Source organism: Paenibacillus sp. FSL M8-0334 (assembly GCF_038000405.1).
Lineage (GTDB): Bacteria > Bacillota > Bacilli > Paenibacillales > Paenibacillaceae > Paenibacillus_AQ > Paenibacillus_AQ campinasensis.
The window spans coordinates 227123-241412 of the sequence record NZ_JBBOCH010000002.1; the positions used below are offsets into that span (position 1 = coordinate 227123).

General features: G+C 52.0%; 15 protein-coding genes. 6 read left to right on the forward strand and 9 right to left on the reverse strand.

Features of this window, described 5'->3' with window-relative positions:
* Window positions 1–8: 8 nt before the first annotated feature.
* Genes MKX64_RS15140 through MKX64_RS15150 form a run of 3 tightly spaced genes read right to left on the reverse strand, consistent with a single transcriptional unit; the run spans window position 9 to window position 2960 of the window.
* On the reverse strand, window positions 9–929 hold the full coding sequence (locus MKX64_RS15140) for a glycine betaine ABC transporter substrate-binding protein (protein ID WP_155618817.1): 921 nt from the start codon (window positions 927–929) through the stop codon (window positions 9–11).
* A 2-nt stretch (window positions 930–931) separates the two neighbouring features.
* Window positions 932–1765: an ABC transporter permease gene (locus MKX64_RS15145; protein ID WP_095264796.1), complete on the reverse strand. Its 834-nt coding sequence runs from the start codon at window positions 1763–1765 to the stop codon at window positions 932–934.
* On the reverse strand, window positions 1758–2960 hold the full coding sequence (locus MKX64_RS15150; protein WP_095264797.1) for a quaternary amine ABC transporter ATP-binding protein: 1203 nt from the start codon (window positions 2958–2960) through the stop codon (window positions 1758–1760). The genes MKX64_RS15145 and MKX64_RS15150 overlap by 8 nt, the downstream gene beginning before the upstream one ends.
* Window positions 2961–3391: 431 nt before the next feature.
* Between MKX64_RS15150 and MKX64_RS15155 the strand changes: the two genes are divergently transcribed.
* The 6 genes from MKX64_RS15155 (at window position 3392) to MKX64_RS15180 (ending at window position 8826) form a co-directional block, all read left to right on the forward strand.
* Window positions 3392–3961, forward strand: a complete 570-nt coding sequence (locus MKX64_RS15155; RefSeq protein ID WP_095264798.1) for a GbsR/MarR family transcriptional regulator — start codon at window positions 3392–3394, stop codon at window positions 3959–3961.
* A gap of 235 nt (window positions 3962–4196) precedes the next feature.
* Window positions 4197–4937, forward strand: a complete 741-nt coding sequence (locus MKX64_RS15160) for an ABC transporter ATP-binding protein (RefSeq protein ID WP_341036475.1) — start codon at window positions 4197–4199, stop codon at window positions 4935–4937.
* On the forward strand, window positions 4934–5959 hold the full coding sequence (locus tag MKX64_RS15165) for an ABC transporter permease (protein ID WP_095264800.1): 1026 nt from the start codon (window positions 4934–4936) through the stop codon (window positions 5957–5959). Before MKX64_RS15160 ends, MKX64_RS15165 begins: the two co-directional genes overlap by 4 nt.
* 55 nt (window positions 5960–6014) lie before the next feature.
* Window positions 6015–6671 carry a TetR/AcrR family transcriptional regulator gene (locus tag MKX64_RS15170; RefSeq protein ID WP_341036477.1) on the forward strand — a complete coding sequence of 219 codons (657 nt, stop codon included), beginning with the start codon at window positions 6015–6017 and terminating at the stop codon, window positions 6669–6671.
* Between the two features lie 186 nt (window positions 6672–6857).
* The gene (locus tag MKX64_RS15175; RefSeq protein WP_176475649.1) at window positions 6858–7361 is read left to right on the forward strand and encodes a winged helix-turn-helix domain-containing protein; all 504 of its coding nucleotides are present in this window, start codon (window positions 6858–6860) and stop codon (window positions 7359–7361) included.
* Window positions 7362–7479: 118 nt separating this feature from the next.
* Complete coding sequence (locus MKX64_RS15180; RefSeq protein WP_155618819.1) at window positions 7480–8826, forward strand: MFS transporter; 1347 nt, start codon at window positions 7480–7482, stop codon at window positions 8824–8826.
* A 104-nt stretch (window positions 8827–8930) separates the two neighbouring features.
* On the opposite strand, the gene MKX64_RS15185 is transcribed toward MKX64_RS15180, so the two are convergent.
* Genes MKX64_RS15185 through MKX64_RS15210 form a run of 6 tightly spaced genes read right to left on the reverse strand, consistent with a single transcriptional unit; the run spans window position 8931 to window position 14226 of the window.
* The gene (locus MKX64_RS15185) at window positions 8931–9947 is read right to left on the reverse strand and encodes a metallophosphoesterase family protein (RefSeq protein WP_095264804.1); all 1017 of its coding nucleotides are present in this window, start codon (window positions 9945–9947) and stop codon (window positions 8931–8933) included.
* A 15-nt stretch (window positions 9948–9962) separates the two neighbouring features.
* On the reverse strand, window positions 9963–10289 hold the full coding sequence (locus MKX64_RS15190; protein WP_341036479.1) for a DMT family transporter: 327 nt from the start codon (window positions 10287–10289) through the stop codon (window positions 9963–9965).
* Window positions 10290–10317: 28 nt separating this feature from the next.
* The gene (locus MKX64_RS15195) at window positions 10318–11073 is read right to left on the reverse strand and encodes an HAD family hydrolase (RefSeq protein WP_341036481.1); all 756 of its coding nucleotides are present in this window, start codon (window positions 11071–11073) and stop codon (window positions 10318–10320) included.
* 10 nt (window positions 11074–11083) lie between these two features.
* Window positions 11084–12454, reverse strand: coding sequence for an ABC transporter substrate-binding protein (locus MKX64_RS15200; protein WP_445670838.1), 1371 nt, complete (start codon window positions 12452–12454; stop codon window positions 11084–11086).
* Window positions 12455–12477: 23 nt separating this feature from the next.
* On the reverse strand, window positions 12478–13320 hold the full coding sequence (locus tag MKX64_RS15205) for a carbohydrate ABC transporter permease (RefSeq protein ID WP_341036482.1): 843 nt from the start codon (window positions 13318–13320) through the stop codon (window positions 12478–12480).
* A 24-nt stretch (window positions 13321–13344) separates the two neighbouring features.
* Window positions 13345–14226 carry a carbohydrate ABC transporter permease gene (locus tag MKX64_RS15210; protein WP_445670839.1) on the reverse strand — a complete coding sequence of 294 codons (882 nt, stop codon included), beginning with the start codon at window positions 14224–14226 and terminating at the stop codon, window positions 13345–13347.
* Window positions 14227–14290: the final 64 nt, after the last annotated feature.

Sequence of the window (14290 nt, forward strand, 5' to 3'; positions counted from 1 at the left end):
CGATGCTGTTAGTTGGCAAGATCCTCAATCGAGGTAATGTCCATATAAGCTGGAACGACCAGGCCGGTTTTTACACCTTCCATGTTGGCGCCAAGGTCTTCAACTTGATCCTGGAATTGATTCCAGTAGTCGGCGTGCGTCAGCGGCAGCCATGCGGCAACCGTAGCGTCCACATCGGCGTTGGCAACACCCGTCCACATTGGGCCGGCTTCGACCTGAAGGGCCGTTACTTTAAAGCCAAGTCTGTCTTCCATAATCACTTTCAGCAGGTTGGTGCTTGCAATTTCGGAATCCCAAGCGACATAGCTGAATTTGAACTCTGTACCGTCTACAGGATTCACGCCTTCAGTCCATTCGTCCACCCGGTCGCTGTTGGCTTCCGCCCAAGCGCGAGCGGCTTCCTCAGGGTCCTGTCCTTCTTGGATAGCTGTCATAATTTCGCCCATCTCATCGGAAGTCCATTTGAAGTTGCTCAGGAACTGATAGGCTTCCGGCTGGTCCTCTTGAAGGCCGAGACGAACCACGGTATGGATTTCTTCGGCTTCACCATAGACCAGCTTTGGATCCTCCAAATATTTCAGATCATACTTGGCGAACATCCAGTGTGGTGTCCAGCCTGTAATGATGATGGGCTCTTCATTCTTGATCGCTTTATCCAGCGTAGCTGTCATCGCAGCACCGGAGCCTTCCACAAGCGTCCAGTCGCTCAGACCGTATTCCTCGATAGCGGTAGCGGTTGCTTTCATAATACCTGCGCCTGGATCAATACCGATGATTTGATGATTCACTTGAGATCCGACAGAAGCGGAAGACTCTCCCTCACCCGTTCCTCCGTTGTTGCCCTGATCACTGTTAGTTCCGCTGTTACATGCGGACAGCATCAAGACGGCGACAAGGCTAAACATCAGCCAAAGCTTCGTTTTTTTCATGCTTAAGCACCCCTTTTTTTAGATTTAAATATATTTTGTGTAAAGCGGTCCAGCACAATCGCCAAGATGACGACAGCCAGGCCGGCTTCAAACCCTTTACCAATCTGCAGCTGGGTAACTGCGCGATACACCTCGGCGCCAATACCTTGCGCACCGATCATGGAGGCGATGACGACCATCGACAGGGACAGCATGATCGTCTGGTTAATCCCTGCCATCAAGGTTGGCAGTGCCAGCGGCAGCTGAACCTTGAACAGCTTCTGCGCCGATGTGGAGCCGAAGGCGTCTGCGGCCTCGGTCAGTTCGCCGGATACTTGCATAATGCCAAGACGGGTCAGGCGAATGGTTGGCGGAATCGCGAAGATAACGGATGCGATCACGCCCGGTACCACGCCCAGGCTGAAGAATGTAACCGCAGGCAGCAAATATACGAACGCCGGCATCGTCTGCATAAAGTCCAGAATCGGAATCAAGATGCGTGATGCGGTCTTGCTGTAGGCGGTCAGAATGCCTAGCGGCACACCGAGCAGTACGGATATCAAGGCCGATGTAATGACCAGACTGAGCGTGCTCATCGTCTGGGACCAGTAGCCCAGATTATCAATGACGAGGAACCCGATGGCCGTGAACAGCGTCAGCGGCAGTCGACCCAGGAACCAAGCAAGCACCGCCAGAATCAGAATGAACAGATAAGGATGCGGCAGCATGAATACATAATTGAAGAATCCAACAACCTTTTGAATAATGAATGCAATCGTATCAAATAATCCGGCGAGGTAAGTCCCCATCCAATCAACGAGTGATTCAATCCAGCTTGCGAGCGGGATTTTAGGCATCTTGCTTCACCTCCTCACTCTTGCTTTCGCCAGCCAAGGCGCCAAGAACGGCTCCGCGCACGATCACGCCGAGAAGTCGGCCGTTGTCGTCCACAACCGCCAGTGGAACCTTGGACAAGCTGGTGATTTCAAACAGTTCATTCAGTAATGTATCCGGTCCAACCTTCGGGCCGTCCGTGACGAGAATGTCTTCCAGTTTGCGATTGTTGCGCATCGCGTCCGAAGCGTCTTCGGCGGTAATGACACCGAGCATCTTCTTCGTGCGGTCAATGACAAACAGGTTGGAGATGCCGCGTTCACGCATCAGCTCCAGCGCAACCCGCGGTCCGCGATCCGGCGTGATGGTTTCCGGACGACGCATGACATGGGCGGCTGTCAGCACCTTGGACAGATCGACGTCTTCTACGAAGCGTTCTACATAATCGTTGGCCGGCTGGGTCAGAATTTCCTCAGGCGTGCCGATCTGCACGACAGCGCCATCCTTCATAAGGGCGATGCGGTCTCCGATTCGGAGCGCCTCGTCCAGGTCATGGGTGATGAACACGATCGTTTTCTTCATTTTGTCCTGAAGCTCAATCAGCTCATCCTGCATATCCCGGCGAATAAGCGGGTCAAGTGCGCTGAACGCTTCGTCCATGAGCAGAATCTCCGGATCATTGGCGAGCGCTCTGGCGAGCCCGACGCGCTGCTGCATGCCGCCGCTAAGCTCGTGAGGCATTTTGTCCTCCCAGCCCTTCAGACCTACAAGCTCCAGAGCGGTCATCGCTTTATCACGCCGCAGCTTTTTATCGACTTTCTGGATCTCGAGCCCGTACTCCACATTGTCAATCACCGTCCGGTGCGGGAACAGGGCGAATTTCTGGAACACCATGCTGATCTTCTTGCGCCGAACCTCGCGCAGCTGCTCCTTGTTCATCTTTCTCAAATCTTTGCCGTGAATAAGAATTTCTCCCGATGTCGGTTCGATCAACCGATTTAGCAAACGGACAAGGGTAGACTTGCCGCTCCCTGATAGCCCCATAATGACAAAAATTTCGCCTTGCTGAATATCGAAGCTGACTCGGTTCACCCCGACCGTAATGTTTTTTTCTTTTGCTAAACGGGCTTTGCTAAAGCCTTGCTCCAGCAGCTCCAGCCCTTGCTCGGCATGTGGCCCGAACAATTTGCTAACTTGTTTTACTTGCAAAATAGCCAAAAGTACTCCTCCTTTTTATATGGATAGCAGCGTACGTCACGATGTCAGTACGTTGATCTGTCGAATTGAAATGAGTCATATGGCCATCCTATATCCGTATTCGTCCCGGTCATATGAGTATGGACCCGCGACTGTAAACCCATGGAATTCATTGTAACAATCGATTCGTAAAGTATCAAACGTTATATCCGTACGTAAAGTACGTACAGAAAAAACTGTACAAAGTTATCCTTGAGATAACTCCAAGATGCTCCGATATCCTCCTGAATGGAGTTCTTTACTTTTAAAATGGCTTTACCTACAATAAGACAAGAGAAAGTGTGATTAGCTGGAGGAGAATCTGTCACGTACAGGAGATACTGCCTGTATCAAGGGATTTGTCGCTTTTGTCACTACTTCTTGGATGGTCACTGAAAGAGGAGGCTGCAAGCATGGGCTTGTACCATTTAGATGAGGTTCGGCAGGCAGCCGTGCAAAAAATCCGCAAGCGCGTGATTGAAAATATCGGACGCAACATGGATTTGTACGGCATCTCGATCTCAACGGGACATTTGTACGGTCTGTTATTCTTTGCTGACAAACCGATGAATCTCGATGAGATGGGACAGGAAATGAGGATGAGCAAAACGAGCATGAGTACAGGCGTGCGTACGCTGCTCGATTATAAAATGGTAAACAAGGTATGGGAGAAAGGCTCCCGCAAGGATCTGTACGAGGTGGAGTACGATTGGTACCAAACCTTTGCCGATTACTTTGATATTAAATGGCGGAAATCCGTAGAGAGCAATATTCTGGTCCTTCGCAAGGCGCTCGAGGAGATCGAGAAGCTGATGAAGGAGCATGAGGACGATGAAGAGCTGCATGCTGTGCTTCAGGCAGATCGTGCGAAAATGCGGGAGGCTGAGGCGTATTACCGTTGGCTGGATCGATTGATAGATACTTTTGTCGACGGCGATATTTTCAAGCTGGTTCCGAAGGAGCCTCCGGAAGACCATTCCTGATATCTTCACCATGTAGAGGGAAAATATAATTATCGAAGGCAATGTTTGCCTAAACGAGGTACAACCTGATCCGTCGGGTTGTGCCTTTTTTTCATGATCAGGAGTCCCAAAGTGAAGTTCTTAGAAAATATAACAATTTAGGCATTATAAGAGTGAGTACTCACTTTACATGTGTCACATGTTGATTTATAATTAAAGTGAGTAATCACTCATTCCATGAAAAGAGGGTGACAAAATGCATGTCGATGATGTCCATGAGAAGATTGTATCGATCAACCAGGTATCGAAAGCGTATGGGAAGCAGGAGGTGCTGAGCCAAATTTCCTTAAATATTTACAAGGGGGAAATCTTTGGCCTGCTAGGGCCATCGGGAGCGGGAAAGAGCACGTTGGTAAAAATGCTGACCGGTTTGGAAGTGCCTAATGAGGGGGACACGTATCTTTTTCAACAAAAAATGCCTTCGTTAAAATTGATGGCGCAAATTGGTTATATGGCCCAGTCGGATGCACTGTATGGCGAGCTGACCGCGAAGGAAAACCTTGAGTTTTTCGGTGCTCTCTTCGGGTTGAAAGGAAAGGCGCTGCAGCGAAGAATCGATCATGTGATGAGCATTGTCGAGCTTACCGAGCATCTGAATAAATCCATTCACCATTATTCAGGAGGCATGAAACGAAGGTTATCACTTGCGATTGCCTTGCTCCACGAGCCGGAGCTCTTAATTCTCGATGAACCGACGGTTGGAATTGATCCGGTCCTGCGAAAAAGAATCTGGGATACCTTTTACGAATTAAATGATAAAGGAACGTCGATGATTATTACGACGCATGTCATGGGAGAAGCCGAGAAATGCCACAGGCTCGCTTTGATTCGGGACGGCGGGTTAATCGCTGTGGGGACACCCGAGCAGTTAAAGGCGCAGACCCATTCTTCCTCGATTGAAGAAGCATTTCTGGCTTATGGAGGGGTGAAGGCATGAGAATACAAGCGCTGGTGATCCGTATTTTAAGACAGATTATGCGGGATAGGCGAACACTCGGATTGCTGATATTTGCTCCGATTGCGATTTTAACGATGCTTCATCTTGTGTTTAACGGTGGGGATTATGTTCCGAAGGTAGGTCTCATTCAGATTCCTGACGCGGTGGAGGCGCAACTGGACCAGAGCGGTGCTGACATTACGAAATACACCGATGCCGGGCAAGCCAATCAAGATATCGAGAAGCGGAGGATCGACGGTTATATTAGGTTTGACCATGGTTCCCCCTCCGTTGTGCTGGAAGGCAGCGATCCGAATGTGAACGGCGCTGTCATCCGGTGGATTCAACAGGCCGTGGCCCCGTTGCAACCGGGAGGTTCAACGAATCTGGAGATGACATTCATCCACGGTTCGGCAGAGATGAGTCAATTCGATTATTTTGGGCCCGTATTGTTAGGCTTCTTTATTTTCTTTTTTGTCTTTTTAATTGCGGGAGTATCCTTTTTAAGAGAACGAACCACCGGGACGCTGGAGCGGCTGTTATCGAGCCCTTTGCGAAAATGGGAAATTGTTGCCGGCTATATTGTCGGGTTCGGGATCTTTACGATGATTCAAGCTGCGCTTATTGCCTCCTATGCTATTTATGTGCTGGGGATGCTGATGGAGGGGCATTTCATTGACGTGCTTGTGATCACGCTGGTCCTTTCTCTCACCGCATTAACCTTGGGAATTTTGCTATCGGCCTTTGCCAATAATGAACTGCAAATGATTCAGTTTATCCCCATTGTCATCGTTCCACAAATCTTTTTCTCCGGACTGTTTAATTTGGAGACGATCTCTGATTGGCTCAACTGGATCGGCCCGTTTACACCGCTCTATTACGCTGCCGAGGCGCTGCGGAATGTGATGATCCGCGGGTACGGGTGGGGGGATACCTATATGGACATTTTAATGCTCCTCGGTTTCTCGGTATTGTTCATGTTCCTGAATATCGCGGCTTTGCGGAAGTACCGAAAGATTTAGCATCTGTGGCTATAATCCATTACAATAAAGGTACTATGGAATGAAGGAGTTTACGATGAACGGTCCGGACAATCTTATTGAAGAAATTTTTGAACAGAGTGACGAGCTTACAGAGAAGCAGAAGAAAATCATTCTGGCTGCGATCCAGTCGTTTGCCGAAAAAGGGTACGCCTCGACCTCGACAAGCGAAATCGCCAAAAGCGCCGGGGTTGCGGAGGGAACGATTTTCCGCCATTACAAAACGAAAAAGGATTTGCTTTATTCCATTATCGAGCCGATGCTGAAGAAATTTATTGCTCCTTTTGTCATTAAAGATATGGAAAAGGTTCTTAATGAAAAGCATGCTTCCTTTGAAGACTTTTTGAGGGCGATGATCGAGAACCGGATCAGGTTCCTTTCCAAGAACATGCTGTTGTTTAAAATTCTGATTCAGGAAATTCCCTTTCAACCGGAGCTAAAGGCCCTGTTTAAAGAGCATATTGGAACGAAGGTCATCACCCGATTCACGCAGGTGGTTGAGCATTATCAAGAAAAAGGGGAGCTGATTGATGCCCCGCCTCTCACGATCATTCGCCTGACCGCTTCAGCGATCTTCGGCTATCTAATCGTTCGCAATCTCCTGCTGCCCGAGCTGGACTGGGATGATCAAGCGGAAATCGATCAGACGGTTCAGATGATTATGCATGGAATTGCCGTGCCCAAGCAAGCGTGAACATGAAGATATATATGCGAGTATAAAGAATTTTTGGAGCCGCCTATTTACAAATGGGAATAGGTGGTTTATTATTATCACATCGATCTAGAAAATTAGAACGAACTACAATAGTGGAACAAACCACAAATACAGATTGAACAACGAAATTAGAACCGCCCCTATACTAAGAACGGAGTGATCTTGATGGAGCAGAATCCGAATCAAATGTTTGACATTACGGTGGAACAGGCTAAATTGCTCGGCAGCGCCCAGCGCGTGAAAATTATCGGCTGTCTTGTCGACATCCCCAAAACGGCTAAGCAGGTAGCTGATGAACTCGGGGAGTCACCGGGAAGCATTCATTACCACATTCAGAAGCTGTACGACGGCGGGCTGATCGAGCTGGTGGATACGCGGACGGTTGGCGGGATCGTGGAGAAATATTACAAGTCGAAGGGGAAGTGGTTCAATACATCCAGTAAGGAACTGGTCGATCCCGTTCTGTCTGACAGCTATAATGCGGCTTCCAGCACGAAGATGCAGCTGCGCTTGCAGTTGACAGAGGAGCAGCATGAGGAAATGACCCGGGAGTTTAAGCTCCTTCTGGAAAAATGGGTGAACCAAACGATGGCCACAAAAGGGCAAGACAGCAAGGAATATGCCATCGGCGTTAATGTCGTTTCGATCGAAGAAGCATCCTCCCAATAGAGGCCGCTTCTTCAATATTAGCAATGATGCGGTTTTTCCGGCGGCTCGGCCTCATTAAGATGAGCACAGCGCCGACTTCTTTTGTCTGAATATACAGTGAACAGGAGAGTTCTGAACGATGAATATATTGAAAAACCGCAATTTTTTGCTGCTGTTTATCGGCCGCATCCTGACCAATATTGGAGACAGCTTGTATGCCGTTGCTGCCATGTGGCTCGTGTATGATCTGGGCGGCTCGACCCTGTACACAGGGTTGGCCGGGTTTCTGTCCATCCTGCCCCGGATCATTCAGATTTTCTCCGGCCCGCTCATTGACCGCGTTCCGCTTCGAGGGCTGCTCGTATACACACAGCTGATTCAGGCCGGGCTGCTCCTGATCGTTCCTGCAGCTCACTATATGGGGTTTCTTACCGTAGGGCTGGTGCTGACCATCACGCCGATCATGAGCACACTTAACATGTGGGTCTATCCCGCCCAAATGTCCGCATTACCGAAAATCCTGGACAAAAAGCAGCTGACACAAGGCAACTCGTTATTCACGCTGGCTTACCAAGGCATCGATGTGGCCTGCAATGCGATTTCGGGCGGATTGATTATCCTGCTGGGCGCGGTTTCCCTGTATCTGTGGAACGCTGTCGGTTTCTTCATCGGCGCGGTTCTGTTCGCGCAGCTTCACATTCACAGTGCTTCTAGTTCTTCTAACAATGATCTAACAACATCAAGGGAAACGCAGGTCAAAGACAGCACAGCCACTTCAACGAGCACCGATTCATTCAAATCCTATATGGAGGATATGCGCTTCGGACTGCGTTTCCTCCTCGGCTCGCCGCTAGCCCGTGTTCTGCTTGGCATGATTATGATTAACGCGGTGGGCGGAGCGACGTTCACCGTCATGCCCGCATTCGCCGACAGTCTCGGCGGGGCCGGTATCTATGGCATTCTTCTGATGGCGCAAGCCTGCGGCAGTTTGCTTGGCGCACTGGCGGCGCCATACCTGAAGCTGGAGAAGTTCAGGCTTGGGGTAATTTACGGCGTCGCGTTCTTTGTCATGGGGGCGGCCTGGGCACTTAGCGTGTTCACGCCATGGACCTGGCTGGTTGTATTGACCTATGGATTAGCCTGGTTCCCGGGCGGAATTACCAATGTCATTATCAACACGGTGATTCAGAAGACGATCCCGCAGCAGCATATGGCTACCGTATTTGCCGCTTCGAATGGGCTAAGCGGGATTGCAAGCCCGCTGGGAAGCCTGATTGGCGGCAGTCTGGGGCTCCTCCTGGCCAGCTCCTCCATCATAGCGGGCAGCGGCCTGATCGTCCTGCTGATCGGAGTGCTGTGGCTGCTTGATCCGGTCACCCGGAAGCTCCCGCCTCCGGACCGTATGGATGAGTCGCTGTTTGCTCCGCTGCAATCCGCTGCGCAGGAGCGCAGGGAACAGGCCAACCCGGCAGCACCGCCCGCATAGGAGCCGAAGGCTGGAACGCTGCATCCATGAACAAACCCCCGCTGACCGCACGATGCGGCTCACGGGGGGAATGAACGAGGATGGATCCGGTCACGCTATTTAATTCACTTGTATGCTTGATGCGCAATCGTATATTCGATCCCATCGATCCAGTCGGAAGCGCGGTAATCTCTGCCGCGCACAACCGTGCGGTCTTCATAGACATCGACGACATAGCCCTGGGAGCCTTCCTTCCGCTGGTCCTCATCCGTCCACAGGTAGGCCACGGAGGCGCAATTCAGCATGCTTGGCGAGGATGCCGTCGCCGGCACGTACGTATAAGGCGAGCCAAGCTCCCAGTGGGTATGGCCGGTGAACAGCACGACCCGGGGATGCTTGCTCAGGATGCGCTTCAGCTCCTCATCCTGACGAACACCGTACCATTGCTGATGGGCGAGCGAGCCGGACACCGTATCCAGCAGCGGCTGATGCAGGAATAGAAATATCGGCAGTTTGGCGTCCGGAACAGCGTCCAAGGTACGTTCGAGCCAAGCCAGCTGCTCTTCGCTGAATTCGCAGAATAACGGATCATTCGTCTCACTGCCGATGAATATAAAATGGGCTCCGCGAATGACATGATGATGATAGGGACCCGCCTGGCCGGTCGCTTGCAGGAAAGCGGCGATGCGGTTGTCCCATGTGCCTGCCGCTTCATGGCCCTGCTCCATATAGGCCGGAGGCAATAGATCCGCGTATTCCTCCGGAATGGCGGCCAGCCCGGCATGAGCTGCCTGGAGCCCGAGCTTGGCTGCCTCTTCGGCAAGCGCAGCTCCCGCGTGGCTGGCGAGATAGGTCTTTAGATCCTGCGGAGAGATCGTGCCGACATCATGATTGCCCTGCACGGTGTAAAGCGGAGGGAGCTTGCCCTGAAATTCCGCCAGGATGGCGGCATAACGCCGGTATTCTCCCGGATAACCATGGTTCGTCAAATCCCCGGCATGGGCAATGCAGGCGCTGTCCGGAAAATGCTCGGCAATGTCCTGCAATGCCAGCCTGAAATGATGATTGTACAGATGTCCTTCTTCTTCCTCGATATGCGTATCGGTGAGAACATGGAATCGAAATAAACGCTGATTTGTCATGTGCAGTACCTCCCCTTATCTGTGAGCGGATTGACTGAAATTAAGCCCGACTACGCCTGCGACAATGACGACGATCCAGAATACCCCGGCTAGCGTTATCTGCTCCTTGAAGAGCAGGGTGCCGGCCAGGGTGATGAGAATAATGCCGACACCTGACCACATCGCATACACGAGGCTGACTTTGAGATAGGCAAGAGAAAAGTTCAAACAGGTGAAGCTGACTGCATAACAGGCAAACATCACGATGGAAGGCAGGAGATTGGAAAATCCGGCCGAGTACTTCATCGCGAGGGTCCCTGCGAATTCAAAGAAAATTGCAATGAATAACCATAACCATCCCATTCGTAGTCGTCCTTTTTCTAGTGTAAGTTTAGGCTGTAATCGTAAGCTGCCCGTAGTCCGCGAAGCAGGATGTGGCATGTGTAATGACGGACCCGCCGGGTGACAGCTTGCCAAGGCGGACCGCCAGGCCGGCGCTGTGGGCCATGCTCATGTCGCTGGATGTGTCCCCGATCATAACGGCCCGGGTAAGATCCACCTGATGGCGGCCGGCCGCAAGCTCAAGCATATCCGGATAGGGCTTGCCGCGGACAACCTGGTCGGTTCCGATGATATCGGTAAAATAATGCGCCATCCCCAGCCACTGCATCTGTTTAACCGCAGTATCGGTTTCATCTGCCGTTACGATGAACATCGGAATCCGGAGCCTTGCCGCCTCCTCCAGGAACCGGCCTGCGCCAGGCAGAAGCCGCACGCGGCGCTCCAGCTCTACAGCCTTGTCGGCGTAAGCCAGGCATGACCGGCTCACTTTGATCGCCTCGAACCATGGCATGCCAAGCTCATAGCTGGAGAAGGTCAGAATCGTCTCCAGCTGCGCCACGGTTCCCATCGCGAGCGGTCCATTCCGGTCAACATCGGCGCCATGCGCAAGCATGCCGATCCGGGCCGGCATGTTCGCCGCTGCCTCGTATCCCTGCTCGGCCAGCTGAATAGCATATTGGCGGAGCGCTTGCTCCGCCCAATATCCCCAAGTATGCATGAAGTCGATGAGGGTGCCATCCTTATCCAGGAAGACGGCCTCCACCTGCCACTGCAGCTCGTTTAAATAAAGTTGTGCCATGTTCATGTTCGTCCTCTTACTGCTTGTAATGGGCGTCAAGGGCCGCTTGCGCCTCGGCCTGTGCTTCTGCCAGCGCTTCGGCTGCCGGAAGGTTGGATATCTGCACCTTATCGGCGGCCGTAGCGAGCGCGTCGGAAATTTTGCCGCCTGTCGGGTCAACGAACGGGCGGGAAGCATGGGTCGCCTGCGACAGAGGTACAGTAATCTGAGGGTTCTCTTTAGCGAAATCCGCGAATGCAGGATCATTCTGAGCGGATTCACGCACGGCAATGTAGCCGGTATTCATGGACCAGGAAGCGGTGTTCTCCGGCTTCATGAAAAACTTGAACCACTCATAGGCTGCAGCCTTCTGTTCTGGCGATGCGGCTGCTGGAATGCCAGCCAGGATGGCCTCTGCGACCGGCTCGCCTTGGCCGTGACCTTCCCAGCCCGGCTGTTCCATGGCCGCGATGATGGAGAAATCAAGATCGCCCTGGTCACCGCTGGAGCCTGTGTAGCCTGCAGCGAAGCCCTGCATGACGTCATCAATCGTTTTGTACCAATATTCCCAGCCGGTTCCGCCATGGTGAATGCGCATGATCTGATCCTCATGAATCCACTTGCGGAAGTAATCCCAGGTGTTTACCCATTCATCGGTTGTGATCGTCACGGTCCGGCCATCCTCGCTCAGCACCGAGCCGCCTTTGCTGAATACAGCATCCATCATGTTCTCCTTGCCCCACATCGGCTCCCAGCCGTAGAACGTTGTCGTACCGCCATCCTTCTTCGTCATCTTGGCGGCCGCATCGGCGAGCGCCTCCCAAGTGGTCAGCGTAGCCGGATCAATGCCGTGCTCTGCCAGAATATCCTTGCGGTAGTACATCACTTGCGTTGTGCCGTACATCGGCAGGAAGTATTGTTTGCCGTCGACCTGGCCTTGTTCCAGGAAGGTGGGAATGACATCCTCTTTATTGAAGTCGGAATCCCCCGCGATATAGCTGTCCAGCTCTTCAAAATATCCCCGTCTTGCCCATTCGGCGTTGGACGAAAGAACCGCGGCCGGCACATTGCCCGATGCAATCGCCGCCTGCAGCTTCGTGGATGTCTCCGAGTAGCTGGCCTGTACCAGGCCTTTGACCACAATGTTGTCCTGAGATTCGTTAAAGGCCGCAATGAGGCGCTCCATATTCTCGCCAAGGTTGCCCCCGAGGCCGTACCAGAATTCAATTTCAACCGGTGCATTCGAAGCTTCGGATGCCTCGCCTTGATTCGGCTGGGCGCTTGGTGCGCTGCTGCTTCCTCCGTTGGATGATGATGACCCGCAGGCAGACAGGAAGATCATGACACTGATCAGGGCGATGGATAACCAGGGTTTGGATGTTTTTAGCACAGCAGATTTCCTCCTCATATCTATCGATTATAATGGGGTTGTTAACCTTTTGTTGCTCCGGCTGACAGATTGACGCTTTGAATAATCGTTTTCTGTGTGAACAGAAACAGTACCAGGAGCGGCGCGATGGTAAGCGCGCTTGCGGCCATAATCAGCGGCCACTTGAGTCCGTATGCACCTCCTTCAACGAAGAAACTGCGCAGCCCGGCCGATACGAGATGCAGATTGGGATCATTGGTGATCAGCATCGGCCAGAAGTAGTTGTTGTATTGTTCAATGAAAGTAATCAAAGCAATGACCGCAAAGAACGGTTTGGTAAGTGGCACCAGGATGCGGAAGAGCACGGTCAGGTGACGGGCTCCATCCATATGGCCTGCTTCGATCAATTCACCGGATACCTGGAGAAAGGCTTGTCTGATCAGAAAAATCGAAAATACGCTGACACAGTTGGAGAAGATCAGACCTTGATAGCTGTTGAGCATGTTCAGTTCATTCAGAATGAGATAGCTTGGCAAATACGTGGCGGTTGCCGGGATCATATACCCGAGCACAATCGCTGTCGTGAACACGCCCTTCAGCCGGAATCGCATATGGGTGATGGCATAGGCATACATGGCCGAGTTGACCACCTGGCACAAGACGATGGTGGAAGCGACGAAGAAGCTGTTCCATACATATTGGCCGAACGGAGCGGCGTTCCAGGCGTCCATGAAGTTGTGCCATAACGCCTGCTCAGGCAGAAGCGTGGGCGGGAAGCTCCATATTTCCTCATTCGTTTTTAATGCGCTGCTGACCATCCATATAAACGGGAACGCCATCATTATGGAGGCGGCTGCCAGCACGAGATGATGAATGCTTTGTTTCAAACGGGCGTAGAGCGCCATGCATCGGTACCTCCTTTTTCTGGACTAAGCATTGTAATGCACCGTTCTCTTGCCAACCCAGAAGCTTAACAGGGAGAGCAGCAAGCAGAAGAGAACAAGCGTCATGGCGACCGTTGACGCTTCTCCAATCTCATAGGACTGGAAGGCGGATTGATAATACATGTACAGGATCGTTCTCGTGGATCCGGCTGGCCCGCCCTGCGTCAAAATATTGATCTGATCATACGCCTGCAGCGCCGAGATCGTTTGGACGATGAACAGGAAGAAGGTGGTCGGCGAGATGAGCGGCAGCGTGACGTACAAGAAACGCTTCATACTGCCCGCCCCGTCAAGCGAGGCTGCCTCCAGGAGCGGCCTGGGCACATTGCGGATCGCCACCATGTAGAAGATCATGCTCCAGCCGGCCGATTTCCATATTGTCACAATCAGAACAGCAACGAGCGCCCAATGCGGATCCTCCAGCCACCGAACCGGAGCAGCGCCGAACCATCCGAGGACCGTGTTGGCCAGCCCGACCCGCGGCTCATAGATCCAGGACCATACGATGGATACCGCAACCGTCGGCGTGACCCATGGCGAGAACATGAGCGTGCGGTAGATGAAGCTCCCCTTCAGCCTGTCGCTAAGCAGCAGCGCGAGGGACAAGCCGCCGAGGATGATCGGAATGACGCTGCCGGCGCAGAACCAGAGCGTGACGCGCACCGTATCCCAGAACTTCTTGCTGCTGAACAGCGCCTGGTAATTCTCGAAACCGACGAAGGTTTTGACCGGATTCATGAAATCCCATTCCATAAAACTCAAATAGGCGATATAGCCGAATGGAATGAACCAGAACAGCATTAAAGGGATGAGTGCAGGAAGCATGAAGCCGAAGGCCTTGATATCATTCATGAATTTGCTGGTCACATTAACCCTCCTGATGATTCAAAATTATTTGAACTAATGCTAAAATAAAGATGTAAATTCGTGG

Coding starts and splice junctions, on each gene's coding strand:
- MKX64_RS15140 (WP_155618817.1), bottom strand. CDS start 929: ATGAAAAAAACGAAGCTTTGGCTGATGTTTAGCCTTGTCGCCGTCTTG.
- MKX64_RS15145 (WP_095264796.1), bottom strand. CDS start 1,765: ATGCCTAAAATCCCGCTCGCAAGCTGGATTGAATCACTCGTTGATTGG.
- MKX64_RS15155 (WP_095264798.1), top strand. CDS start 3,392: ATGGGCTTGTACCATTTAGATGAGGTTCGGCAGGCAGCCGTGCAAAAA.
- MKX64_RS15160 (WP_341036475.1), top strand. CDS start 4,197: ATGCATGTCGATGATGTCCATGAGAAGATTGTATCGATCAACCAGGTA.
- MKX64_RS15165 (WP_095264800.1), top strand. CDS start 4,934: ATGAGAATACAAGCGCTGGTGATCCGTATTTTAAGACAGATTATGCGG.
- MKX64_RS15170 (WP_341036477.1), top strand. CDS start 6,015: ATGAACGGTCCGGACAATCTTATTGAAGAAATTTTTGAACAGAGTGAC.
- MKX64_RS15175 (WP_176475649.1), top strand. CDS start 6,858: ATGGAGCAGAATCCGAATCAAATGTTTGACATTACGGTGGAACAGGCT.
- MKX64_RS15180 (WP_155618819.1), top strand. CDS start 7,480: ATGAATATATTGAAAAACCGCAATTTTTTGCTGCTGTTTATCGGCCGC.
- MKX64_RS15185 (WP_095264804.1), bottom strand. CDS start 9,947: ATGACAAATCAGCGTTTATTTCGATTCCATGTTCTCACCGATACGCAT.
- MKX64_RS15190 (WP_341036479.1), bottom strand. CDS start 10,289: ATGGGATGGTTATGGTTATTCATTGCAATTTTCTTTGAATTCGCAGGG.
- MKX64_RS15195 (WP_341036481.1), bottom strand. CDS start 11,073: ATGAACATGGCACAACTTTATTTAAACGAGCTGCAGTGGCAGGTGGAG.
- MKX64_RS15200 (WP_445670838.1), bottom strand. CDS start 12,454: ATGAGGAGGAAATCTGCTGTGCTAAAAACATCCAAACCCTGGTTATCC.
- MKX64_RS15205 (WP_341036482.1), bottom strand. CDS start 13,320: ATGGCGCTCTACGCCCGTTTGAAACAAAGCATTCATCATCTCGTGCTG.